This window comes from Deltaproteobacteria bacterium, from assembly GCA_016177765.1.
Classification (GTDB): Bacteria; UBA10199; UBA10199; order JACPAL01; family JACOUP01; genus JACOUP01.
This window is the reverse complement of the sequence record JACOUP010000008.1, coordinates 489,884-513,783: the sequence shown is the minus strand read 5'-3', so window position 1 is coordinate 513,783 and position 23,900 is coordinate 489,884. Positions and strand designations below refer to the sequence as shown.

Sequence of the window (23,900 nt, the reverse complement as noted above, 5' to 3'; positions counted from 1 at the left end):
TGAAGAGATTTTATAGACAGAACACCCTTGACTCAATAGGTTTTTCCTGAAAAAGAAGGACCCTCAAGTGAACAAAACGCCAAGGCTGGATTGTGAAACCTGTAAGTCCCGTATCTTGGGGGTCCTCTGTTCCCTTGAGGGGGAGTCCCTTCATGAATGCGACCAGCACAAGACGACCAATTATTATAAAAAAGGGCAGACCATTTTTTATGAGGGAAACCAGGCCTATGGCCTGTATTGTGTTTTTACCGGCCGGGTGAAGCTCTACAAGACAGGGATCGACGGGCGCCAGCAGATTGTGAGGATCGCCGGCCCGGGGGCCCTTCTGGGGTATCGTTCCCTCTTTGCCGAAGAACCTTACCATGCCACGGCGGAGGCGCTGGAAGAGGCGACGATCTGCTGCATCGACAAAAATGCCTTTTTCCCGTTAATTTCAAAAAATCCGGAACTGGCGGTGAATCTCATTAAAAAGCTGGCCAAGGAACTCCGGCAGGCGGAAGATCTGGCGACCAGCATCGCCCAGCGTTCCGTTCGTGAACGGATGGCGGAACTCCTCCTGATCCTGAAAGAGACCTATGGGAAAACGGTTAAGAAGGGGATACAGATCGACCTCAAACTCTCCCGCGAAGAGATGGGGGAGATGATCGGCATCACGCAGGAGACGGCGATCCGCCTCCTCTCCGAATTTAAAAAAGATGGGCTGATCGATGTTCAGGAGCGGGAGATCACCATCCTTGACCCGAAGGCACTTCTCGAAACCGCCCGGATTGAAGTCTAGAGCAAAAATGCTCTGAGGCCTGATCATAATCATATTTTTTCCTGCGTCTTGTCATTTTCCATTGAGGGCTGATTTCCTACCCTCAGGGGTATGCAGGAGGAAACCCTTCTTTCGCTCAAGACCCACTGGAACGAACTCTTAAAACAGGGACAGCCGCTTTCTTTTCGGAAAGGGCAGGTCCTCTTCTACGAAGGGCACATCCCCTACGGTCTCTTCATTGTTCAATCAGGGAAGGTTCGTTATACCAGGGAGAGCGGTTCCTGCCGTGCAGAACACCACGTTTCTTCTTCAGAGGGGGAGGTCCTGGGGCTCTCTCATTTCTTCGAGGAGAACCCCTACTGTTGCACCTGCACCGCCTCCCAGAATTGCCAGGTGGTCTTTATCTCCAAATCGCAGTTACTGCCATACTGCTAACCGGTTCCAAAATGATTTACAAATGATGAGAATCATGATCTTACCTGATTGAAATCATTTTTTTGGACGGGGCATGAGGTAGTTTTACCGCGTATTCTACCGAGGTTCGTTTTGCGATGAAACGTTTCAACCTTATTATTATGAAAGGGGGGGTTATGAGGACAAGCCTGAAAAGAGTGCTTCTCGGGTTCGGACTGGCCATCTTTATCTTGGTGGCCGGAGTCTTCGAGAATGAGGCCCATGCGATTCCCGCCTGGGCGCGGCGGTATAGCGCCGACTGTTCCATGTGCCACACGATGATTCCCCGGCTCAATCCGATGGGGCACAAGTTTCGAAGGTTGGGGTACCGGATGCCGGACGAGTTTGACAAGCAGGAGTCGGATCTTTCCTGGGATGAGATGGCCAAGATGACGAATTATTTTTCTGCCAGGGGTCGGGCGAGGGTCAACTTTCAGAAGACCGCGGGGGCCAAGGCTGATTTTGACTTTGAAATGCATGATGTGACCCTGTTTTACAGCGGTCCGGTGTCGCGAAACGTGGCTTTCTTCTTTGAACTTCCCTTCGAACCGGAAGAGGGGCATGCCTTTTTGGAGGTCGGTTCCATCCATCTTAACTTTGGAGGGTCGGATAGTTTCTTCTTTTCACGGGTGGGTCAGTTTCACCAGTTTTCACGGGTAGGCTACGGGGGATTGGATCGTCCGATAGGTCTGAATAATCCCCGTGTTTTTGACGTTCGGGTCAACGGCTTCCGGCCGCGTCATGACGGGGTAGGGGCCGAGGCAGGCTATTCTTACCATAATTTTACAGGGCTCGTCCAGGTGACCAATGGTCTTGAAGCGGCAGGGGGAAGCGTTCTGGATAATGAAGATCCGAACAACCACAAAGATCTTGCGGCCCTGTTGGAGTACATGATTCCGGAGAGCGATGGCAGTGTCTCTCTTCTTTATGTTTACGGACGGGCTCCGAATCCGGTTAACGACAAGGGGGTGGATGTCGCCGGCGCTGCCAATACCAAGTACCACCGTGCCTATCTTTTTGGCGATTACACCTTTGATTCTATCGGACTCAAGCCTCTTGTGGGCGTGGGAATGGGGTTAGATAACCAGTTTGTGAGCGGGATCGGTTCCGCCACGGCCGCCTTGGTCTCCGCTGACAACAGCTTCTCCTGGTTTTCCTTCCTGGAGCTGGACCAGAGAATCAAGGACAACCTCTATGCGGTGGTCCGTTTTGATTATGACGATGTGACCAACAAGGCGGAGGCCGGGGGGACTTCCAAAACCTGGATGGGAACAGGGGGGATTGCCTGGTCTTTCCAGAAATTCCTGAGGGTCTCGGCGGAGTATCAGGCCACGGACAGCTCGGTTCAAAATATGGCCCACCAACTCCGGGCGGAGACGCAGCTTAATTTCTAGTTGTTGGTGATTAACCGTGGTTTTCAAAAGGAGGCGATTTATGGAGAAGGCGATAGTTTTGGCCGGTGCCGTCCTGCTCTGGTCGGGGATGGTCTGGGCCGATGGGGCGGCGGTTTATCAGAAGTGCAAGGGGTGTCACGGGGCGGAGGGGAAGGGGAATGCGGCGATCAAGGTCCCCGCTTATGACACTTCCAAATCCGATGCTGACATGATCAAGGTGATCCATGAGGGAAAGGGGAAGATGCCTTCCTACCATGGCAAGCTGACCGATCCGGAGATTGCTGATGTGGTCAAGTATATTAAAGGCGGTTTAAAATAGTTTTTTGGCTTAAGGAAGTTCGGGCAGGAGGGGTTATGAAAAAAGCATCCGCGGTTTTTGCGGTTCTTGGTTTCTTCATGGTGGTCGGGTTTGTTTATGCGGATGGGGCGGCGATCTATCAGAAGTGCAAGGGGTGTCACGGGGCGGAGGGGAAGGGGAACGCCGCCATGAAGGTGGCCCCTTTTGACACCTCAAAGTCGGAGGCCGATCTGACCAAGGTGATCCATGGGGGAAAGGGGAAGATGCCTTCCTATAAGGGTAAACTAACCGATCAGGAAGTGGGGGATGTGGTCAAGTATATCCGGACATTGAAATAGAAAGGTTGTAGTGAAGGGCCTCCGTGGCAGGATCATTATCGGGGTAGGGGTGGTATTAGCGATGGTTGTGGGGGGCGGGTTCTACCGTTCCTACGATTACGTTCAGCACGATGCCCGCTTCTGCCAGTCGTGCCATATTATGGAGACGGCCTACAAAAAGTGGTCGACTTCTCCCCATCATCTTGTTACTTGTCACGAGTGTCATCATCAGTCTCTTTCGGCCAGTGTTCATCAGGTTTGGTTTTATTTGACGAAAAGGCCCCGGCAAGTCGTTCATCACCCCGAATTAGATCACAAGGTTTGTGCCCAGTGTCACTTAAGCCAGGATCCCCAGTGGAAATTAGTTGGGGAGACCGCAGGGCACAGGGTTCACTTTGAAAAATTAAGAATTGATTGTTTGGACTGTCATATGGGCGGTGTTCATGAATTTCTGAAACCCACTGATTCCTGTCTCAACTGCCACCCCGATAAGACAGAGGGTCTTGGGAAAAAGATGGCCTTCATCCACTGCACCAGCTGTCATAACTTTCTCGCCAAGAGGGAAAGTCTGTTGCCTAATCGAGAGACCTGTCTCGAATGCCATCAGAAAATTGGCATGGGGTCCCATCGAAGGATGAAAAAAGACGCCGCCTGTACGGAGTGCCACAAACCTCACCTCTGGAGGGTTCAATGAAAAGGTTTCTGTTGGTCCTCTCGCTATTTTTAATCTGTCGGGCCCTCCACGCCTCTCCGGAGCTCGCCAAGGAGGGATTCACCTCGGCGAAAGTTTGCGGGGAGTGTCATGTCGCGATTTATGAAGGATGGAAGGAATCGATGCATGCCAATGCCGTCACTGACCCTGTTTTTTACCCAATCTTTCTGGAGACCTCACGGCAGACAGGTGGCCAGACCGATTTCCTCTGTCTTTCCTGCCATGCCCCCACCGTGCGGCAGACGCGTGATACCCATCTGACCAACCCGATCACCCTGGAAGGGGTCACCTGCGATTTCTGCCACAGTGTCACGGAGTCCAAACCAGGGGCGGCCGATCCCTTGACGGTCGTGATCGGCAAAAAGAAATGGGGGCCGTTGAAAGGAATCACCTCCCCGGCCCATGAGGTCTCTTATTCCGATCTCTTCGAACAGTCTCGCCTCTGCGGCAGTTGCCACGAGTATACCAATAAGAATGGAGCCCCCCTCTTTGAGACCTTTTCGGAGTGGCAAAAAAGCCCGCAGGCCAAGGGTGCTTCACCCAAGGAGGGAAAAACCTGTCAGTCCTGTCATATGCCCCCGCTCAAGGGGCTTGTAGTTCCCCCACGGGTGAAACCGACACAGGAAATTTACATCAACAGCCATGAGGCGGCGGGGGGGCACTCGATTGAACAGGTCCGGAAGGCGGTGACCTTGAGGATCGGTGAGAGTCGGCGGGAGGGGGACAAGATCCACGCGACTGTTTATCTGGAAAATGTTGGGAGCGGTCATAAGGTTCCGACCGGGATGCCGACGCGGAAACTTGTTTTGCGCCTGCAGGCCTTTGTCGGGGGGGCCCCGCTCTATGCTGCGGAGCGGATCTTTCAAAAGATTCTGGTAGACAAGAAGGGGGAGGTCATCACCAAGGATGCGGACCTCTTCCTCAAGGCGGTCAAGGTCTCCCAGGACAACCGGCTGGAACCGGGAGAGGTCAGGGCGGAGGATTTTACCTTTTATGCCCCGGAAGGGAAGAAGATTGAAATCCGGTTAAGTCTCTACTATTTATACCAGCCAAGGATTATCCACGAAACGGAGATGAAAGTTATTCTTGGCGAGGAAAAGACCACCCTTCCCGAGAAATAAAAAGATTCTATGGAAACCTTTTTAAAAAAAAGGAGACGATTTCTCCATTACTGTCTCGGTTTCCTAGGGACGATCTTTGCCGGCGGCCTCCTCTACCCTGTCTTTTCCTATCTGCAACCTCCCTCCCGAAAGAAGGGGGGGGATATTGTCAAGATTCCGCTGAGTGAGCTCCCGCCGGGGGGGATGAAACGTTTTCATGTCCGAGGGATCCCTGCCGTGGCGATCAACTCCAAGGAGGGGTATGCCGCCTTTTCACTCGTCTGTTCCCACCTCGGTTGTCTGGTGACCTGGGAAGGGGGCAAAAACGAATTCTTGTGCCCCTGCCACGGCGCCAAGTTTGGTTCCAATGGATCGGTCTTGTCTGGTCCTCCTCCCAAGGGGTTGGAGCGTCTGAACGTGGAAGTCAAGGAAGGGGAGATATGGGTTTCTTAAAGGGGATTTTTTTGATGGTTCTGACCCTGATAGTCTTGGGCGAGGGGAGTCTTTTTGCCGAAGAAACCAAAACGGAGTCTGTCTGTATCTCCTGTCATCAGGCGATGGGGGATAAGCTAGCCGTTCCGGTAACCCTGTGGGAGGAGAGCATCCACAAAAAGATGGGGAACACCTGTGAGGGGTGCCATGGCGGCGATCCCGGCGATGAAGGAAAGGCGATGGACCCGGCCTCCGGGTTTGTGGGGGCTCCTAAGCCAAACCAGATTGCGGAATTTTGCGGGCGTTGCCATGTGGGGGTCAAGGAAAACTACATGAAGAGCGCTCACTATGCCGCTTCTCTCCACGGCACCGGACCAAACTGTGTTACCTGCCACCACAGCCACGATGTCCAGAAGGCCTCGTTGGAGCTGATTGCCGAACCGCTCTGCTCCCAGTGCCACAGTTTTAAAAATGCCCAGAAGATCAGAAAAGCCTTTGTCTCGGCGGAGCTGGGACTCCAGGAGAAGAAAGAGACGATTCGTTATGTGGAACGGCGCGGGATGCCGGTCAAGCGTCTGGAGGAAAAACTGTTCTCGCTCCGGAACTCGCTCCATCAGATGACCCACACGCTGGACCTTCCAGAAATTCAGGTCAAGACGACCGGTGTCTTGAAGGAGCTGGGGGAGATGGAGGGGGAGATCGAGGCCTTCAAGAAAAAAATCCACACGCGGTGGTGGGTGGGGAGCCTTTTTGCCGGCTTTTTAATCCTCCTTATTGTTGTCTTGATCCTGCTTTTAAAGAATTATGAGGAGGAAGATCAGTGAGAAGGGTGATTCACTCAAGAGCCTTCAATATCTTTAAAGGGTGGCTCGCCACCTCGGCGCCGATCCCCGGTGAATTTTTCGAAAAGGTCTCGAGCGAACCGGTTCCTCATCACCTCAAGAGATGGTGGTTCTGCCTGGGGGGGACGCCGGCCTATCTCTTCATTATCCAGGTGGTGACCGGGATCCTGCTCACCTTTTACTATGTGCCGGATCCGGGGCATGCCTATGAGAGCGTTCAGCATATCACCTACGACATCTCCTTTGGCTGGGTGATCCGGAGCATCCACAAGTGGTCCTCCCAACTGATGATCATTGCCGTTATCCTCCATGTCATGAGGATCTTTTTCACCGGGGCCTACCGGAAGCCGCGCGAACTGAACTGGATGTTCGGTTGCGGGCTCCTCTTCTGCACCTTGGGTTTTGGATTCACCGGCTATTCCCTGATCTATGAACAGCTCTCCTATTGGGGGGCGACCGTGGCGGCCAACATCACCCAGAATGTTCCCCTGATCGGAGAATACCTGGCCCGTTTTATGAGGGGAGGGGATTCGGTCGAGGAAAATACGCTGACACGGTTCTTCATCTTTCACATCGCCCTGTTGCCGCTAACGATCACCCTGCTGCTCACAATGCATATTGCGCTCATTCGCTTGATTGGGGTCACCGAATACCAGTTTGAGGAGGACAAGGGGAAACCGAAAAAACATTTTCCGTTCTTTCCGGATCACTTCCTGATGGAAACAATTATCGCCCTCTTCATCGCCCTCCTTCTCACCTTATTGGTTGTCTTCTTCCCGGCCGGCCTAGGGCCGCCGGCCGACCCGTTCCTGACGCCGCAACATATCAAGCCGGAATGGTATTTTTACTTTACCTTTCGGTGGCTCAAACTGACCTCGTTGCAGGTGGGTGTCCTGGGGACCGGTGTTGCCGCGATGGTCCTTCTCTTTTGGCCGTTTATTGATCGGTTCCTCGTGAAAAAATTTCCCGGGAGGGATCTTTCCATTTTTCTGGGGGTCATCGGGGTGATAACCCTCCTTGTCCTCACCATCTGGGAGGCGCTCGTTTAGATGTTATCGCTCAACGCCAAGAGACGGGTTGTGGGGGCCTTGACGATCCTCTTTTTGGTTTCGCTCCTTGTTGTGGCTTATCTTGAGAGTCGGCATGCCTTATGATCAGGATCATCCCCTTCACTGACAGGTATCATAGTGATCTAGTTTCTCTCCTTTAGATTAGAGTTCAAATCCTGACAATGAAAACGGCACTTTTCAAAAAGCGGTGGGGGATCTTTGTTGCCTTGGGGCTTCTGCTCCTGATCGTGGTTATTCTCCTTCTCCGATTCCGAGGGGTCTCTCAGCCGATCGCCTTTAATCACAAGGTCCATGTGGCCGGTCTCGGGCTCGATTGTACCCATTGCCATGTCGGGGTGGAGACAACCCCTTTCGCCACCTTGCCCACGGCCGAGATCTGTCTCGGTTGTCACAGCACCCCTCTCTCCCAAAACCCTGAAGAGGAAAAGGTCCGCCTCTATGGAGAAGAGAGGGGAGAGATTCCGTGGCAGAGGCTGACCCGTCTGCCGGACCATGTCTACTTCTCTCATCAACGGCATGTCACGTTTGGCAAAGTTGCTTGCGAAGCGTGTCATGGCAAGATGCCGGAGAGGGTGACGCCCCCTTCACGGGCGCCAGTGGAGCTTTCAATGGATGATTGTCTTGGCTGTCATCGGCAGAAGGGGGCCTCGGAGGATTGTATTTTATGTCACCGATAAAAAAGACGCGAGCCCCTGAAGGTGGTTTTACCCGCAGGGATTTTTTGAAAAATGCCACTCTCAGCTCTTTTTTTCTGATGCTGGCGCAGTCGGGTCTCTTGACCGCCGCTGTCCTCAAGGAGATCGAACAGGCGATTGAACGGGGGGAGGAGAGCTGGGTGACCTCCGTTTGTCAGCTCTGTCCCGGCTCTTGCGGGATCCGTGTCCGCAAATTTGGTTCCTGGCCTGTGTCGATTGCCGGCAACCCCCTCCATCCGGTCAATCGGGGGACCCTCTGCCCCAAAGGGGTGGCGGGGATTTTATCCTTTTACGACCCGGACCGGATCCGGCAACCATTAAAACGAGCCGGTCACCGAGGTGAGGGGAAATGGCAGGAGATCTCCTGGGAAGAGGCGATCGCCGCGGTGACGGAACCGCTCGCCCGTCTCCGCCAAAAAAAGGAATCCCACAAGGTGGGAATCCTCGGGGGACGTTACCGGGGACTGATGCGGACCCTTTTTGATAAATTCCTCGAGGCGTACGGTTCCCCCAATTATTTTGATAACAGTTTTGCGACCTGGCAGGGGCCCGTGGAGGCGATAGAAAAGAGTCACGGCCTCTCGGCAGAACCGACCTATGCCCTTGAAAAGGCAAAAATCCTTTTCTCCTTTTCGGCGCCGCTTCTCGAGGCGGGTCGTTCCCCGGTGGAAAATCTTCGGGGGTGGGCGACCTTGCGCCGGGGCGACCCGGCTTCTCGCGGAAGGGTCGTTCATATCGGCCCACACCTTTCGGTAACAGCGGCCAAGGCGGATCTCTGGGTCCCGATCCAGCCGGGGACGGAAGGACTGCTCGCCCTGGGGTTGGCGGCGATCCTCCTGAAGGAGGGGCTCTATGACGGTCTGTATCTCGGAAGCCACAGCAGTGGTTTCAATAATTTCAAAAACACCATCCTGGAAAATTACCCCCCCGAAAAAATGGCGGAGTTAACCGGTGTTCCGATCGACACCATCATCCGTCTGGCGCGCGAATTCGCCTCCGCAAAACCGGCCATTGCCGTCTGCGGCCGCCTCGAACCGAAAGACCAGCTGGCGATCCATACCCTGAACGCCTTGGTCGGGAGCATCAACGTCCCCGGTGGTGTCCTCATCCCCCAAGAGGCCGACTATTGGGTGAAGCACCAAAAATTCCAGCCGGTCGTCAGAAACGCCATTGCCCAGTTAGAACTCCTCTTCTTTTATTACACCAACCCCCTTTTCTCAAACCCACAGGGTGATTCACCCCAGCCGGAAAAAATGCGGGAGACGCTTGACAAGATCCCGCTTCTTGTCAGTTTTTCCCCCTTCATGGACGAGACCACCGCTTACTCCGACCTCGTCCTGCCGGATCACCACTTTTTGGAAAGGGATCAGGATTGCCCCGCCTCCACCATGCAGGGATTCCCATTTGTTGGTCTCTCCCAACCGGTTCGTCCCCCACTCTACAAGACCCGGCACACAGGGGATCTGATCCTGCAGTTGGCAAAGAGGCTCGGAGAACCGGTATCCAGCGCCCTTCCTTGGGACCGCTTTCAGGATTTTCTCAAAGAGGGGCTCAAAAATATATACGATTCCCAGAGGGGGGATCTCTTTGGGACCTCCTTTGAATCTTCATGGACCTCCCTCCTCGCTCGTAGCGGCTGGTGGTCCCCCTCTTACCAGAGTCTTGAGGATTTTGAGAAAGGCTTGAAGGAAAAAGGGGGATGGTGGGACCCATCCTACACCTATGAGGAGTGGGGGAGGGTCTTTGCGAATCCGGAGGGGAAGTTTGCCTTTGCGACCGACTTGCCTCCGGCGGTTCCCCCTAAAAGTCGGGACGATTTTCCACTCACCCTCCAGGCTTATCCGCTGATGGCCCTTACCGGGGGGAGGAACGCCGGACAGGCCTGGCTTGCCGATATCGCCGGGCCACATCTCCAGATCGGCTGGAAGAGCTGGGCCGAGATCCATCCGGAGACGGCGGCACGGTTCGGGGTCAAGGATCGGGAAATGATCTGGGTCGAGTCCCCGGTGGGACGGATCAAGGTGGTTGCGAAGGTCTACGAAGGGGTTCACCCGAGGGTGGTGGCGATGCCGTTCGGGTTCGGTCACACGGCGATGGGGCGTTATGCGGCAGGGATCGGGGAGAATGTCCGAAAAATTCAGGAGGGTGATTGGGCAACCGCAGAGATGCCACGTGAGAGGATCACGGCGGTGAAGATCTACAGGGTTTAGGTAGGGGCGGGGTCACCCCGCCCGTACAAGGAGGAGATTGTGACTCGGTGGGGAATGGTGATTGATCTCGATAAATGTACCGCCTGTCAGGCCTGCGTGGTGGTCTGTCAGTCGGAGAATAATGTCGCTCCCCCCACCCCGCAGTTGCACGAACAGGGACGGTCGATCCATTGGCTCCGTCTCCTTCCGATGAAGGAAGGGGAGTACCCGCATCTCCGGCTTCGACTCCTTCCCCTCCCTTGTCAGCATTGTGATCGCCCTCCTTGTACCAAGGTCTGTCCCGTCTCCGCCACCTACAAGAGTGAGGAAGGGATTGTAGGACAGATCTTTGCCCGTTGCATCGGTTGCCGGTATTGCACCACCGCTTGTCCCTACACCGTCCGGGAGTTTAACTGGCGGAACCCGCAGTGGCCGGAAGAGATGCGCCCGATGAAGAACCGTGATGTCTCGGTTCGTCCAAAAGGGGTTGTTGAAAAGTGTACCTTTTGTTCCCACCGGCTTCAGAAGGGGAGGGAAAAGGCCCGCGTGGAGGGGAGAGAGATGATCTCGGAGGATTATCTCCCCGCCTGTGTTGAAATCTGTCCCTCCCAGGCGATGTTCTTTGGGGATCTCGATGATCCAAAAAGCGAGGTCTCCCAACTGGTCCGTAGCCGACGGGCCTTTCGCTTGATGGAGGACCTCGGGACGGAACCGAAGGTAATTTACCTGACTGAGGGGGGTGTCGAATGAAGACGAACGAGATGGATCTCGTCCTCCTCAAGCCGGTGTTGGAGACGACCCGCCGGTTCTGGATCACGGCCGGCATCCTCTTTTCGGTCTGGTTGGTCGGCGTTGGGGCCTACCTCTACCAATTTTTTGGGGGACTCGGGGTGACCGGGCTCTCCCGCCCGACCTATTGGGGGCTCTACATTACCAACTTTGTCTTCTTCATTGGGATCTCTCATGCCGGGACCTTGATCTCCGCCATCCTCCGTATTGCCCAGGCGGAATGGCGTCGTGCCATCACGCGATCAGCAGAGGTGATTACCGTGATGGTCCTCCTCTTTGGTGTCGGGAATATCTTGATTGACCTGGGCCGCCCCGACCGTATGCTGAATGTACTCCGTCACCCGCACTTTACCTCGCCGCTCCTCTGGGATGTGACGAGCATCACCTGCTATCTCACCGCCTCCTGCATCTACCTGTACCTTCCCCTGATTCCGGATATCGCCCGGCTCCGTGATTGCGGCCTCAAGTGGCCGCGGTTTTACCGAATTTTGGCCCTCGGCTGGCAGGAGACACCCCGGCAGAAGCGGATTCTGGAGGTCTTGATCTCCATCATGGCCGTCGTTGTGATCCCTGTGGCGATTTCGGTGCACACGGTCGTCAGCTACGTCTTTTCCATGACGATCCAACCGATGTGGCATTCGGCCATCTTCGGCCCCTATTTTGTCGTCGGGGCTATTTTTTCAGGGATTGCCGCCTTGATTATCGCGATGGCCATCATCCGGAAGGCCTACCATCTGGAAGAGTACCTGAAAAAAATTCACTTTAACTATCTGGGGATTCTCCTTCTGGTGATGAGCCTGCTCTGGTTTTATTTCACCTTTTGCGAACACTTAACCGTCTTTTACGGCAACGAGCCGCGGGAGATGGAGATCTTTCGTTCAAAACTGTTCGGTCCTTACGCCTTCTATTTCTGGACGATGGTGGTCTGTTGTTTTATCGGTCCCCTGATTATCCTGGCCAACCGAAAAACCAGGACCGTCTCGGGGACTGTTATCGCCTCTGGCCTAGTGACTATCGGAATGTGGCTGGAGCGTTTCACCATTGTCGTCCCGAGTCTTGTTAATCCACGCCTACCCTACACCATGGGGCGCTACCATCCGAGCTTGGTCGAGCTGGCGATCACCGCCGGCTGTTTTGCCGCCTTCATCCTCCTTTATATGATCTTTACCAAGATTTTTCCGATTGTTTCCATCTGGGAGATTGAAGAAGGACGGGAGAGTTCACTCCAAGAGGTTCATGAACGGGTGAAAGGATACCTGCCGGGTGCAGAAGAACCGAGTCTCAGTGGGAGGGAAGGGTGATGAGTTATCTTTGTCTCTTTATTTGTTTGATTGTTCTTTCTCCTCTGACTGCCTTTGGACAGCCAAGTTTCCCGAATAATCCAGCGGAAGGGGCGCGGCTCTTTTCGGAGAAAGGGTGTTTCCGGTGCCATGCGATCCTGGGGGAGGGGGGGCATGTCGGGCATGACTTGGGTCGTGTCGACATCGGCGGTTCCCAGTTGGCCATTGCCGGTGACCTCTTAAACCATGCCCCGACGATGAATGCCAAGATGGCAGAGATGAAGGTCATCTGGCCAAGGCTGACAGGGGCCGAGGTGGAAAGTCTGGTGGCCTACCTTTACTATGTTCATTACTTTGACCAGGCCGGGAATACGGTCCGCGGGGAAAAGCTCTTTTCAGGCCGCGGTTGTCACTCTTGTCATTCTTCCACAGGTAAGAATGCTTCGGCCCCTCCCCTGGCCGCCTTTCCGCGGGATCTCTCCCCCATTTTTCTCGCCAAGGCCCTCTGGAACCATGGCCCCTCGATGAAGGCCGCGATGGCCCAAAGGGGAATCTCTTGGCCAAAATTTGAGGGGACGGAGATCATGGACCTCGTGGCCTATCTCAAAGGGGCGGCACGGGGGGAAGCGGTCTCCTACCACGCCCCCGGTAATCCAAATGAGGGAATCAAGGTTTTTCAGAACAAGGGATGTGTTCGTTGCCACGGTAGCGAAGCCGGCGCCGCCCGGATCGATCTTTCCGAACGCTCTCGCGGGTTGAAAAAGAGCCTGACACAGGTGGTTGCCCGGATGTGGAACCATGCCCCCGATATTTTTGGCCGGATGCAAGAGGTCCGGATGGCGGTTCCCCGGTTTACTGAAAAGGAGATAGCGGATCTTGTCGCCTCCCTCTACTTCCTGAACTACTTTGACCCCCCTCCCGATTCAGCGGCCGGTCAGAAGCTCTTTTCTCAAAAGCAGTGTTCCGTTTGTCATTCAGCAGGGGGTGGGGCGCAAGGGGTCGGCCCCGATCTGTCGGTCACCCGGAAGGCCTCGTCGGTGATGGAAATGGTCGCCTCGATCTGGAACCATGCCCCTTTCATGCAGTCGCTGATGAAGGAAAAGAATATCCCCTGGCCAAAATTCGAGGAGAACGAGTTAAACTACCTGCTGGGGTATCTCCAGTATGTGAGGAGTTCTACTCCTCCTGCAAAGCCTTAAAAATCATCACTGACAACGGTTCTCTTGGCCGAGGTAACCGTCTTGGGCATACTGATCCCACCGATGTAATTCCCCGCCAGTTTCAGATTGGGACAATTTTTTAAATTCTCCTCCAGGGCTTTTAAGATTTTACCGTACCCCAAATTATATTGCGGGATTGCCTGATGATGGCGGCGCAGATGGATTAAAATTGGTTCAGCACGAAGATCGAAAATCTGCTGGACCTCGTTCAAGATAATGGCTTTGACACGGTTTTCATCCTCCTGAACCAGCTCTCTCTGACGGGCGCCACCGGCATAGACGGTGAGGTAATGGTGTCGCTTGTCGGGGAACAGTGAGGGAAAACTGCCGGAGTTCCACAAGACACCCAGGATTTTCCTTTCTTCGGAGGAGGGGATCAGGATCCCGAAGCCGTCAAAGGGGTAGTTTTCACTTTGAGGAACCTTCAGATGGATCGTAATGACCGGGGCGTAATCAATCGCCGACAGGGGGGCTGCGAGACCGGCAAAGTTTTTCTTGAGAAGGGGTGCGGAAACATAGGCAGGGGTGGTGAGGTATAACCTGGAGGTCTCGTACTCCGCCTTGTCGGTGACCACCCTAAATTTGTTTCCATCGGGGGAGATCTCCTGAACTTTTTCGGAGAGACGGATCTTTTCATCCCCGACCTGCTTTAAGAAACGGTGAAAGATTGATTCAAGCCCATTTTTGAGCTGGTAGGATTGGGGTGTCGTCCTGGCTGTTTTGCGTTGGCTAATCAGGTACCGGAGGAGCGACTCTGATTTTCCCTCCGCCTCGGCCATTGTCGGGAAGGCTTGGGCGAGCGAGATCTTTTTGGCATCGCCGGCAAAGATCCCGGAGACGAAGGGATCGACAAAATAGTCGGCGACTTCACGGCCAAAATGCCTTTCAAAAAAATCCCAGGCTGATTCTTCTCCGGAGGGTCGGGGAGGGGTGTAGAAAAACTCCCGTAAAAATCGAAGCCGGCCTCCAAACGTCAACGCCTTTGTGGTCAAGATCTCCGGCGGTTTTGAAGGGAGTTGGGTAATCTTCCCTCTCTTAAGGATAAATCTCTTTTTTGAGGAGCGGGACGGTTCCAGGATTTCTGGTCCCAGGCCGAGCAGTTCTAGTAATTCAAGAATTTCCTCTGTCTGGTTGGTGAATGAGTTCGGCCCAAATTCGTAAGAAGCCTCGGGGGTCATTTTAGTTTCAATCTTTCCCCCGAGTCTCGGGGCCGACTCGAGGAGCAGGAACTCAGCCGATCTTTTCCAGAGGTGGGTGGCGATCGTGATGCCCGAGAGCCCGCCGCCTATAATGAGATTGTTGATCTTCACGGCACGCCGTTAGTCCCATGACAGGTAGCGCAAGAGGCGATTCCGTCACTCAAAGCCTGGTCATGGATGGCGTCGATGTCGATCGGGATCCCTGTCCGGTTGATCCGATGGATATTTTCCAGGTTGTGGCAGAGGGTGCAGTCGGACCGCCCCCAGCCGGCCTCATGTTCCCCCTCGGTCAGGACCAACCCCTGATCGGTCGACAGGAGGTTGCCATAATTCTCCCCTTCATTCACAGGACTCCCGCCGCAGGCCATCAATAGAACGATGAGGCAGAAAACGACAGAGCAGGAATGGGTTCTCTCCCTCATCTATTCGAGTTCCCCCTTCCCGAGTGGCAATCCTGGCAGAAATTCACCAGGTGGCAGGCATCGCAACGGTGTGGGTTGGCCCGCGCCTCGATCGAATGAAAGAATTTGAAATTCCGGCGGTGCATCCTCTGCTGAATGGTATCCCGCCTCTTGTGGCAGTTGATGCAGAAAATCGCATTGGCATGACATTGGGTGCATTCGGCCGGGTTCTGCTGGGCGAGCGTCTTGTGTTTGTTCAGCCAATCCATCTTATGGCTGGCCGGCTTTGGAAAGGGTGTTCCACCCGAACCAGTTTTATGGCAGACGTTGCAATCATTGTTTCCGGGGAGGGGGGGGTTAGGGTTGTTGTGACAGGTGTGACAGCCGAGACGGTTTATTTTTCTCCGGTCGGTGTAAGAGTCCGGATCGGCGTGGCAGGTTTCGCACGGGATCACCCCCTCAAACATCGGGGTATGCATCTCGTGGTCAAAGAGATCAAAGGGGTGAAATTTTTTCTTTCTGGCTTCGGCGGACAGAGAAAATGAGAGAAAGAAGATTAGAAGGAAAAATAAAATAGGTTGTTTATGGTTCGACAGGCTCACCATGTCCGGACACCCTGAGCTTGTCGAAGGGTTAATTGAACCGGTAATCAATTTTAAACGACCCCCGTGTGTCTTTGTTGAAAAGATTATTCTGGTTAAACTCAAATCCGCCGGAAACGGTCAACCCCTTGACGACCTCATACCCTGTCCAGGCGATCGTTGAAAAGGCGTAATCGTTGTCATTGGTCACTTTTTTGTATTGACTGTAGTCCACGCCAAGATCGGCAGTCCACTTCTCCGTGAACTGTTCCTGCCCGAAGAAGCGGATCCCGTGCACCTGCCCCCCAAAACTCTTGGCAAAATAATAACCGGGCCCAAAGGTGAACCCGATCGTATCGATATTGATCTCCAGCGAGGTATCGAGAAGGTGCCCATTTTTGCGGATCCCTTCCTGGATCGCGACACTCTGGTAGGCATAGGTCTCCACAAAATCAAGCCAGCCGGGGACGAGGGTCACGGTGGAAGAGAAACGGCCGCTAATGAGTCCCCCCTTGGTAAAAGTGCCAAAAATAGTCCGCCGGTCGTACTTCCGGTTAATGTCGTAGTAGTCGAACTCGGCATTCAGCGCGAGCCGGTGGGAGGGATAGATGTCCACCCCGGCCGTCCCTGAGTTGACCGTCTTGCCTGTCGCATCGTACTCAAAGAGGCCGTAGATCATGGGGGAACTCTTGACATTGAAACGATGTGAGATGTTGAGGCCGGTAAAGACCTGGTCGTTTTGAAGATCGGAGAGCTGAATGCTATTCTTTCGCCAGGCGACATGGAGGGCGCCGCGAGTACCGCCAAGGTCCCTCAGGGCGAGGGAGAGACCGGTCAAGAGGCCGTCATCCTTGTTGAAATCCCCCCTTTCCACACTCCTGGGGATGCCGCTGTAGAGGGTTACGGCGAGGGGGTCGATGGCGGTGAGTGTCAGGCGGATCGCATCGAGTGTCTCGACAGAAAACCCCTGATTCACAAACTGCCGGCCGAAATCGATCTTGAGCGGCTCCGTCGGGTTGATATGGAGGACCGCCTGGTAGAGGTCGTAATCGTTTATTTTTTGATCGAAGTCGCGGAAGAGGCGCATGTTTGTTTCGGACGAGAGTCGCCAGGAAGGTTGGGCGACCGCAAAGCCGAGGTAGCCATTGATCGGGACCTCCGTCTGGCCTTCCGAATTTTTCCGGACCTGGCCGAGGAGAGAAGAATCGATATGAAAATCGGCCGATTGCCCCGATAGTGGGAAGAGGAGAAAAAGAGTGAAGGGCAAAACAATGTTTTTAAAACTACTCATCGAACTCATCGCAACGGCCGCGGTAATCCCTATAGCAGTCTGTTGTAAATGTCCAACTCTGTTCGGTCATCTCATTACCGACAAGATCCTTGATACCCGCCTGGACGGTAACCCGGTATTCTGTATCAGAATTCAAAGGGTGTCTCCCTCGTCCGGAGGGACGAGTGATCGTCATGTAGATGGTTCGGTTGGTACAACAGTCATAGCTACTGGGAAAGGTTCCCCAAGAGGGGACCGATACCCCCGACACCGTTCGCAGGAGGAGGCTATTCAGCCGGACACTCGACGGATCCACCGGTTCATTGAAGGTGACAGCGATCAACTCCAGATCGAAGGAGACACCGATCGCATTGGTCTCCGGGCTTCTTGAGGCAATACTGGGAGGGGTCGTATCCGTCCTGAATCTCCAGGTGACCCCGCCCAACGGCCTTCCCCACCAGTCGGTGACGGCGGTCGTCAGCCGAGCTTCGTAATTAATTCCCCGGAGTAAACGAGCCGCGGGATTGAGCGTTGCCGTCCGGCACCAGTTGCTACTGCAACTGACACTGGCGGTCAGAGGAGACCCGTCGGGAGTCAGGTCGTCACGGAGTTTGGTCAGGGTGAAGGTTTCTCGATGAACGGTATCACTCCTCATCGATTTATCAAAACGGACCACAACATCCGTGTCGAGTAATATATTTTCTTGTCCCGGGGAAGGGGTTTTTTGGGTTACGGTCGGGGGGAGGCCGTTATCCGCCTCGGAAGGGGTGGCACAATCAGGAACAGGGGTTACGGCGGTCCCGGCCCCATGACAAAGGACGGCACATGTCGAGGAAGAAGGATCCTGTGTCTGGAAGGAGCGATACCCCTCGTAGTGGCAAGAACCCTCCGTTCCCCCGCCACAGGAGGCCCGGATCGCCGCGAGAGGGGTGGATCGGTCAGGGGGGTTGCCAGCCGCATCCACAAAGAGTGGGGAATTACCAAGAAGAAGAAAGAAATGTCCCAAACCGGTCACGTTTCTTCGATTGGTTGCCGGGTTACATTCGATGACCGGTTCCCAGGGGAGACCGTCATACACCCTGTGGGGATAGACCCCATGCCCCTTAAGGCTCGGATCGGCTGGGTCATGGCAGGTTTTGTAGCAGTCCGATCTCGTCGCCAACGAATCTCGGGTGTCCGTTGCGGAGAAGCTGACAAAGTCCCCATGGCACCTCTGGCAGGGGATATCAGCCGAGATGGCGGTCAGTCCGGCAATTCGGGAAAAATACCGCCCATGCCCCTCCTTCTTCCAGGCCCTCCCCTCCACCCTTCGATGGGTAATCCCTGCCGGATGACAGCCGATACAGGTTTTTCCGTTAAGGACGGTATCGTAATTCAGTCCATGGCAGGAGGCGCAGGGGTTGGGATCTCCCGCGGCATCCCTCCGGAGGAAGGTCTGGGCATGGATGGCCCCCCTTCCGGGGGCAACCCACTGAGGATCGGTATGCGGGTAATCGGGATGCCCCGGGTGACAGTCAAAACAGGAGACCCCGGAGGCGCCTCCTGTGTAGTCGGGGCGGCCGTGACAGGTAACGCCACAGGAGCCCAGGCCATTCATCTTAAGAAAATTGCCATGGACTGTTTTCTCCCTCCATCCTGGAGGATGGGGGTAGGCGGGGTGACAATCGAGGCATCTTCTTTCGCCGAGGGGACGATCGTAGTTATTCCCGTGACAACGTTGACAATCCGATTCCTTATGCTCTCTCAATTTCTGGCGGAAACGAGGGGCATGGTTGGCACCTGTCTCGGGCGCTACCCAATTGAGGTCAGTATGCGGGTATTCGTGGCAACCGGAACAAGAAACCCCGGAATCCCCCCCCTCAAAATTGAAACCGTGGCACTCCGTGCCGCAATTGACTTTGCCAAACGCGAGCATCGTCAAACCATGTTTTGAGGGCTCCCTGTATCCCGGAGGATGGGGGTAAATCTTGTGACACTTCAGACAGGAGACCCCGCTGATCCCCCCCAGCAGGTCCTTGCCATGACAGCTCTGGCAGGCCAATCGGGCTCCAAGAAAGGCCTTGCCATGTTTTTTCGGGCTGGGCCATTGGGGAGGATGGGGCCAAAAGGTGTGGCATAAGGTACAGGAAATCTTCGAGAGCCCCCCTTGCAGGTCTGTCCCATGACACTGGGTGCCACAGGCCTGTTTTCCCTCCTTGAGGACTAAGGCCCCATGGGTACTGACCCAGTCCTTGGCGTGCGGTTGATACTTGTGGCAGGAATGACAGGCAGGGGCAGACCCGGGTGGTGGTGACGATGACAAGGCCTGAAGATCGGGATTCTCCTCCTTGTGGCAGTTAAAACAGGCCTGTGGGCCAAACTTGAGGGCCCAATCCCCATGACTGTCGGCCTGTGACCAGTTTTCAGGATGGGGAAAAAGGTTGCTCGGGAGCTCTCCCCCCGCCGACGGCAGAGGAATACCCCCTTGATCCGGGGAGGCCCAATCTATTTTCCGTTCCGCACAGGCGATGACCCAAAAGAGGAGGCTGCCCCAGAGGGCGATTTTGATAACCTGCCTTCCCTGCCGCTGATGGAGGGCCACTAAAGGTTTATCTCCTTGAACACCAGTCTACGGGATTACCGGTTTTTTTCTTATGACTCATGTCACCTGAGGGGATGACCTTTATCATGCCATTTTACCAAATATAAAGCGAGCATAGAAGCGTCATGTTTCTCATTGTTGAGAAAAAACTCTTTTCATCGACGACCTTCCTCATGAGGGTCTTGGCGCCAGACCTTGTCCGGAGCGGTCAGCCGGGCCAGTTTGTGATGGTTCGTTTGAGGGAGGGGGGGGAGCGGATCCCGCTCACGATTGCCGATTTTGACCGCAAAAAAGGGATCGTGACGCTCGTCGTCAAGGTCGTGGGGAGGACGACCGGGGAGATGGCGGCACTCCCGGAAGGGGGGGGCCTGCAGGACCTGATCGGGCCGCTCGGTTCACCAACGTTGATTGAAAAAAGGAAAGTTGTTTTTGTAGGGGGAGGGCTGGGGGTCGCCCCCCTTTTTCCGGTCTTGCGCGGTTTCAAGGAGGCCGGGTCGGGGACAACGACAATTATTGGATTCCGTTCCAAGGCGGATTGTTTTTGGCTGGATCGCTTTCAGAAATACAGCGATCACCTTGTGGTGATGACGGAGGATGGGAGTTTCGGCGAGAAGGGGACGACGGTCGATGCCCTCCGAAAGGTTTTATCTCGCCCCTCCCTGCCAAATGAGGTTTTGACGATTGGCCCCCTCGGGATGATGCAGGCGGTGGCCGAGGTGACGCGGCCCCTAAAAATCAAGACCATCGCCTCGATGAACCCGATCATGGTGGATGGAATCGGGATGTGCGGTTCCTGCCGGGTGACGGTGGATGGCAAGGTGTTGTTCGGTTGCGTGGATGGCCCGGATATGGATGCCCACAAGATCGATTTTGAGGAGCTCAAGACGAGACAAAAGCGTTTTTGCGTCGAAGAAGAAAGCTCGTGGAAGAGGTATCAGGACGACTGCGCCCTTGAAAAAGGAAGGGTGAAGATTTCTGCAAAAAATCGACGAGTCAAATCACTGAATCTCCACCGCTTGCCGATGCCCGAGGCCCCGGCAGAGTCTCGCAGGAACAATTTTGGCGAGGTCAACCTTGGTTACAGTTTGGGGATGGCCCAGCTGGAGGCGGAGCGGTGTCTCTTTTGCAAAAAACCGCTCTGTGTCCCCGGTTGCCCGGTCGGGATCGATATCCCCGGGTTCATCCGTCAGATCCAGGAGGGGGATCTTGAAAAGGCCTATACCATTTTAAAACAATCCAATCCGCTCCCGGCGGTTTGCGGAAGGGTCTGCCCGCAGGAGACCCAGTGCGAGATACGGTGTGTGGTTGGCAAAAAAGGGGAACCGGTCGGGATCGGTTTTCTGGAGCGGTTTGTGGGGGATTGGGGGTTGGAACAGAAGACCTCACCCGGTCCGCTGGAGGCGGACCACCCTCTCCTTAGTAAGGAGAGGGTCAGGGAGAGGTCTGATCACGCGGTGGCTGTTGTCGGCTCCGGTCCCGCCGGGATCGCCTGCGCCCAAGACTTGGCGCGTGCTGGTGTTGCGGTCACCATCTATGAGGCGCTTCACACCGCTGGTGGCGTTTTGACTTATGGAATACCGCCGTTCCGGCTTCCGAGAAAAACGATTGAACAGGAGATCAAGACTCTTCAAGAACTGGGGGTCCGACTGGAGTTGAATACCGTGATCGGCAAGATTTTCACCATTACCCAGCTGATGGGTGAGAAAGGATTTTCCGCCATCTTTATCGGGACAGGGGCCGGCTTGCCAAAGTTTATGGGGCTCCCCGGCGAACACCTGGGCGGGATCATGAGCGCCAATGAGTTTCTCACTCGGGTCAACCTGATGCATGGCTACGAAGGGGCCGACACCCCTGTCGGGATGGGGCAGGAGGTGGTGGTGATTGGGGCAGGGAATACCGCCCTTGATGCGGCGCGGATCGCCCTTCGCCTCGGGGCACGACAGGTTTCGATAATCTACCGGAGGACCGAACGGGAATCCCCGGCACGGGTGGAGGAACTCCGTCATGCCAAGGAGGAGGGGGTCGTTTTTCGCTGGCTGACCAACCCGATCCGATTTTATGGGGATGAGAGGGGTAGGGTCAGGGAGATGGAATGCGTCGAAATGGTTTTGGGAGAACCGGATGAATCGGGCCGCCGGTCACCGCAACCGAAACCGGGGAGTCGGTTCCGAATACCGGTGGATACGGTAATCTATGCGCTGGGGACGGTTTCGAACCCGATCATCAGCCGCTCTGCCCCTGAACTCAAAACCAATCCCCGCGGCTATCTTGAGATTGATGACAACGGGATGACCTCAATGCCTGGTGTCTTTGCCGGCGGGGATATTGTGACCGGCGCCGCAACCGTCATCCTGGCCCTGGGGGCGGGACGGAAGGCGGCCAAGGGGATACTGGAATATCTTGGGCTCCAAAAACAATCGAAGGAGGGAAGCCATGGCCTCACAATGCCCGCAGTGTCACCAGCCGGTGGATGAGGATATCATCTGCTGTGCCGGTGTCGAATTTCAATGGAAGTGTCTTTCCTGCCAGAAAAGGACACGCGGCTTTGTCCTTCCGTTTGGTCTCTGCCCGCTCTGCAATGGGCGGTTGGTCCAGGTTGAAGAGAGGTCAAGAAACTCGGATGAACGTTTTCTTATCCTGCAGGAGGCGGTTCAAATCGAGGTCTCCGCCTATCACTTTTATAGACATCTTGCGGAGGCGGTCGATGATCCGAAGACGAGTGACTTTTTCGAAAATTTTTCAATCATGGAAAAAGACCATGCCCGGGAATTGATAGAAAAGTACCATATCCATCTGGGGGACGAGGTCTATCAGGAGACGAACCGGCCGCTCCCGCAACCTTTCTTTGACGAGCTTTGTTTTTTTGCCGATACAGGGGATCTCTGCAAGCTCTACAATTGTGCCTTGACACTCGAGCACAGGACTTATCATTTCTTTCGCAACAGGGCGGCCTCCCTACCGGAGGGGAAGGAAAAGGAGCTCTACCTCGAACTGGCGGCGGAGGAAAAAGACCACATCGCCCTCTTGGAATCCGAGAGGGATAGAAGAAAGGAAGTTTCATGAAATTAACAATCAAGGACCAACGGACCGGGAAGGAGTACGAGGTGCCGATTGCGAACGGTACGATTGAGGCCAAGGTCTTGAATGAGATGGGTCTCCTGGTCTACGACCCGGCTTTTTTTCACACTGCCTCCTGCAAAAGTTCCATCACCTATATTGACGGTGACAAAGGGATACTCCTTTACCGGGGGTACCCGATCGAACAATTGGCGGAGAGGAGCCAGTTTCTGGAGGTCGCCTACCTCTTGCTCAAGGGGCAGCTCCCGACAGAACCGCAGTTGATGGCCTGGGCGAACGAGGTGACCAAGCATACGATGGTCCATGAGAACTTGAAAAAGTTCATGGATGGTTTTCTTTATGATGCCCACCCGATGGGGATGCTGGTTAGCACGCTTGCCGCTCTTTCCACCTTTTATAAGGATGCCAAAAATATCAAGGAGGCCGCCTCCCGTCATTTACAGATGATCCGTTTGATGGGGAAGATGATCACGCTGGCGGCCTACAGCTACCGGCATAGTATGGGGCTTCCCTATATCCTTCCGGATAATGATCTGAGTTATGCCGGGAATTTTTTGAACATGATGTTCAAGATGACGGAGTCTCGTTATACCCCGAACCCGGTTTTGGAAAAGGCGCTCGATCTTTTGTTCCTGCTCCATGCCGATCATGAACAAAATGCCAGCACCACCGTTATCCGGAGTGCCGGGTCTACCCACCCGGACCCCTTCACCGCCGTCTCCGCCGCCGCCGGGACCTTGTATGGTCCGTTGCATGGTGGGGCGAATGAGATGGTCCTGGTGATGTTAAAACAGATCGGTTCTGTGGACAAGATCCCTGCCTTTATCAAGAGTGTCGTTGCGGGTGAGAAAAGACTGATGGGGTTTGGTCATCGTGTCTACAAAAATTTTGACCCCCGTGGGAAAATCATCAAAAGAATGGCTTATGAAGTCTTTGGGGTGACGGGGCGCAATCCTTTGATTGACATTGCCCTCGAATTGGAGAGGATCGCCCTTCAGGATGACTACTTTGTTAAACGGAAGCTTTACCCGAATGTCGATTTCTACTCGGGGCTTATCTACCAGGCGATGGGATTTCCCGTGGAGATATTCCCGGTCCTCTTTGCCATCGGGAGAACTCCGGGATGGCTGGCCCAGTGGGAGGAGATGATTCTCGATTCGGAACAGAAGATCGCCAGGCCACGGCAGATCTATACGGGGGCTCTCCAACGGGATTATATTCCCATTCATGAAAGGTGAGGCT

Annotated in this window: 21 protein-coding genes and 1 pseudogene; 17 read left to right on the top strand and 5 right to left on the bottom strand. The window is 54.7% G+C overall.

Annotation, left to right across the window (positions count from 1 at the left end; translation table 11 throughout):
* Nucleotides 1-67: 67 nt before the first annotated feature.
* The 15 genes from HYS22_04915 (at nt 68) to HYS22_04845 (ending at nt 13,527) form a co-directional block, all read left to right on the top strand.
* Complete coding sequence (locus HYS22_04915) at nt 68-778, top strand: Crp/Fnr family transcriptional regulator (protein MBI1909490.1); 711 nt, start codon at nt 68-70, stop codon at nt 776-778.
* 90 nt (nt 779-868) lie between these two features.
* Entirely contained in the window at nt 869-1,192 is a 324-nt protein-coding gene (locus HYS22_04910) for a cyclic nucleotide-binding domain-containing protein (GenBank protein MBI1909489.1), read from the top strand.
* 155 nt (nt 1,193-1,347) lie between these two features.
* On the top strand, nt 1,348-2,604 hold the full coding sequence (locus tag HYS22_04905; GenBank protein MBI1909488.1) for a hypothetical protein: 1,257 nt from the start codon (nt 1,348-1,350) through the stop codon (nt 2,602-2,604).
* A 40-nt stretch (nt 2,605-2,644) separates the two neighbouring features.
* Entirely contained in the window at nt 2,645-2,923 is a 279-nt protein-coding gene (locus HYS22_04900) for a cytochrome c (GenBank protein ID MBI1909487.1), read from the top strand.
* Between the two features lie 77 nt (nt 2,924-3,000).
* Complete coding sequence (locus tag HYS22_04895) at nt 3,001-3,240, top strand: cytochrome c (protein ID MBI1909486.1); 240 nt, start codon at nt 3,001-3,003, stop codon at nt 3,238-3,240.
* 10 nt (nt 3,241-3,250) lie between these two features.
* Nucleotides 3,251-3,913, top strand: a complete 663-nt coding sequence (locus HYS22_04890; GenBank protein MBI1909485.1) for a NapC/NirT family cytochrome c — start codon at nt 3,251-3,253, stop codon at nt 3,911-3,913.
* Nucleotides 3,910-5,052, top strand: a complete 1,143-nt coding sequence (locus HYS22_04885; protein MBI1909484.1) for a hypothetical protein — start codon at nt 3,910-3,912, stop codon at nt 5,050-5,052. Before HYS22_04890 ends, HYS22_04885 begins: the two co-directional genes overlap by 4 nt.
* 9 nt (nt 5,053-5,061) lie before the next feature.
* The gene (locus HYS22_04880) at nt 5,062-5,484 is read left to right on the top strand and encodes a Rieske 2Fe-2S domain-containing protein (protein ID MBI1909483.1); all 423 of its coding nucleotides are present in this window, start codon (nt 5,062-5,064) and stop codon (nt 5,482-5,484) included.
* Complete coding sequence (locus HYS22_04875; GenBank protein ID MBI1909482.1) at nt 5,472-6,287, top strand: cytochrome c3 family protein; 816 nt, start codon at nt 5,472-5,474, stop codon at nt 6,285-6,287. The genes HYS22_04880 and HYS22_04875 overlap by 13 nt, the downstream gene beginning before the upstream one ends.
* 5 nt (nt 6,288-6,292) lie before the next feature.
* Nucleotides 6,293-7,354: a cytochrome bc complex cytochrome b subunit gene (locus HYS22_04870; protein ID MBI1909481.1), complete on the top strand. Its 1,062-nt coding sequence runs from the start codon at nt 6,293-6,295 to the stop codon at nt 7,352-7,354.
* 182 nt (nt 7,355-7,536) lie between these two features.
* Nucleotides 7,537-8,052, top strand: a complete 516-nt coding sequence (locus HYS22_04865) for a cytochrome c3 family protein (GenBank protein ID MBI1909480.1) — start codon at nt 7,537-7,539, stop codon at nt 8,050-8,052.
* A complete protein-coding gene (locus tag HYS22_04860; GenBank protein ID MBI1909479.1) occupies nt 8,040-10,280 on the top strand; it encodes a molybdopterin-dependent oxidoreductase in 2,241 nt (746 codons plus the stop codon). The genes HYS22_04865 and HYS22_04860 overlap by 13 nt, the downstream gene beginning before the upstream one ends.
* 54 nt (nt 10,281-10,334) lie before the next feature.
* Nucleotides 10,335-11,009, top strand: coding sequence for a 4Fe-4S dicluster domain-containing protein (locus tag HYS22_04855; GenBank protein MBI1909478.1), 675 nt, complete (start codon nt 10,335-10,337; stop codon nt 11,007-11,009).
* A complete protein-coding gene (nrfD, locus tag HYS22_04850) occupies nt 11,006-12,349 on the top strand; it encodes a polysulfide reductase NrfD (protein MBI1909477.1) in 1,344 nt (447 codons plus the stop codon). The genes HYS22_04855 and nrfD overlap by 4 nt, the downstream gene beginning before the upstream one ends.
* Nucleotides 12,349-13,527, top strand: a complete 1,179-nt coding sequence (locus HYS22_04845; GenBank protein ID MBI1909476.1) for a c-type cytochrome — start codon at nt 12,349-12,351, stop codon at nt 13,525-13,527. Before nrfD ends, HYS22_04845 begins: the two co-directional genes overlap by 1 nt.
* On the opposite strand, the gene hemG is transcribed toward HYS22_04845, so the two are convergent.
* Genes hemG through HYS22_04820 form a run of 5 tightly spaced genes read right to left on the bottom strand, consistent with a single transcriptional unit; the run spans nt 13,524 to nt 19,580 of the window.
* The gene (gene hemG, locus HYS22_04840; protein MBI1909475.1) at nt 13,524-14,858 is read right to left on the bottom strand and encodes a protoporphyrinogen oxidase; all 1,335 of its coding nucleotides are present in this window, start codon (nt 14,856-14,858) and stop codon (nt 13,524-13,526) included. The two genes, HYS22_04845 and hemG, sit on opposite strands and share 4 nt — an antisense overlap.
* On the bottom strand, nt 14,855-15,169 hold the full coding sequence (locus HYS22_04835; GenBank protein MBI1909474.1) for a hypothetical protein: 315 nt from the start codon (nt 15,167-15,169) through the stop codon (nt 14,855-14,857). The genes hemG and HYS22_04835 overlap by 4 nt, the downstream gene beginning before the upstream one ends.
* The gene (locus HYS22_04830; protein ID MBI1909473.1) at nt 15,166-15,753 is read right to left on the bottom strand and encodes a hypothetical protein; all 588 of its coding nucleotides are present in this window, start codon (nt 15,751-15,753) and stop codon (nt 15,166-15,168) included. Before HYS22_04830 ends, HYS22_04835 begins: the two co-directional genes overlap by 4 nt.
* Before the next feature lie 28 nt (nt 15,754-15,781).
* Complete coding sequence (locus HYS22_04825; GenBank protein MBI1909472.1) at nt 15,782-16,996, bottom strand: hypothetical protein; 1,215 nt, start codon at nt 16,994-16,996, stop codon at nt 15,782-15,784.
* A 16-nt stretch (nt 16,997-17,012) separates the two neighbouring features.
* Nucleotides 17,013-19,580 (bottom strand): Ig-like domain-containing protein, encoded by a 2,568-nt coding sequence (locus HYS22_04820; GenBank protein ID MBI1909471.1) that lies wholly within the window; start codon nt 19,578-19,580, stop codon nt 17,013-17,015.
* A 125-nt stretch (nt 19,581-19,705) separates the two neighbouring features.
* Between HYS22_04820 and gltA the strand changes: the two are divergent.
* Both gltA and HYS22_04810 read left to right on the top strand, forming a co-directional pair.
* Nucleotides 19,706-22,643, top strand: a pseudogene (gene gltA, locus HYS22_04815) (NADPH-dependent glutamate synthase).
* Entirely contained in the window at nt 22,640-23,896 is a 1,257-nt protein-coding gene (locus tag HYS22_04810) for a citrate synthase (GenBank protein MBI1909470.1), read from the top strand. Before gltA ends, HYS22_04810 begins: the two are co-directional and overlap by 4 nt.
* The last annotated feature ends 4 nt before the right edge of the window (nt 23,897-23,900 follow it).

Bases quoted from the DNA above. Each gene is read 5' to 3' on its own strand.
- HYS22_04910 (MBI1909489.1), top strand. From the start codon at position 869: ATGCAGGAGGAAACCCTTCTTTCGCTCAAGACCCACTGGAACGAACTC.
- HYS22_04905 (MBI1909488.1), top strand. From the start codon at position 1,348: ATGAGGACAAGCCTGAAAAGAGTGCTTCTCGGGTTCGGACTGGCCATC.
- HYS22_04900 (MBI1909487.1), top strand. From the start codon at position 2,645: ATGGAGAAGGCGATAGTTTTGGCCGGTGCCGTCCTGCTCTGGTCGGGG.
- HYS22_04895 (MBI1909486.1), top strand. From the start codon at position 3,001: ATGGTGGTCGGGTTTGTTTATGCGGATGGGGCGGCGATCTATCAGAAG.
- HYS22_04885 (MBI1909484.1), top strand. From the start codon at position 3,910: ATGAAAAGGTTTCTGTTGGTCCTCTCGCTATTTTTAATCTGTCGGGCC.
- HYS22_04880 (MBI1909483.1), top strand. From the start codon at position 5,062: ATGGAAACCTTTTTAAAAAAAAGGAGACGATTTCTCCATTACTGTCTC.
- HYS22_04875 (MBI1909482.1), top strand. From the start codon at position 5,472: ATGGGTTTCTTAAAGGGGATTTTTTTGATGGTTCTGACCCTGATAGTC.
- HYS22_04865 (MBI1909480.1), top strand. From the start codon at position 7,537: ATGAAAACGGCACTTTTCAAAAAGCGGTGGGGGATCTTTGTTGCCTTG.
- HYS22_04860 (MBI1909479.1), top strand. From the start codon at position 8,040: ATGTCACCGATAAAAAAGACGCGAGCCCCTGAAGGTGGTTTTACCCGC.
- HYS22_04855 (MBI1909478.1), top strand. From the start codon at position 10,335: ATGGTGATTGATCTCGATAAATGTACCGCCTGTCAGGCCTGCGTGGTG.
- nrfD (MBI1909477.1), top strand. From the start codon at position 11,006: ATGAAGACGAACGAGATGGATCTCGTCCTCCTCAAGCCGGTGTTGGAG.
- HYS22_04845 (MBI1909476.1), top strand. From the start codon at position 12,349: ATGAGTTATCTTTGTCTCTTTATTTGTTTGATTGTTCTTTCTCCTCTG.
- HYS22_04835 (MBI1909474.1), bottom strand. From the start codon at position 15,169: ATGAGGGAGAGAACCCATTCCTGCTCTGTCGTTTTCTGCCTCATCGTT.
- HYS22_04830 (MBI1909473.1), bottom strand. From the start codon at position 15,753: ATGGTGAGCCTGTCGAACCATAAACAACCTATTTTATTTTTCCTTCTA.
- HYS22_04810 (MBI1909470.1), top strand. From the start codon at position 22,640: ATGAAATTAACAATCAAGGACCAACGGACCGGGAAGGAGTACGAGGTG.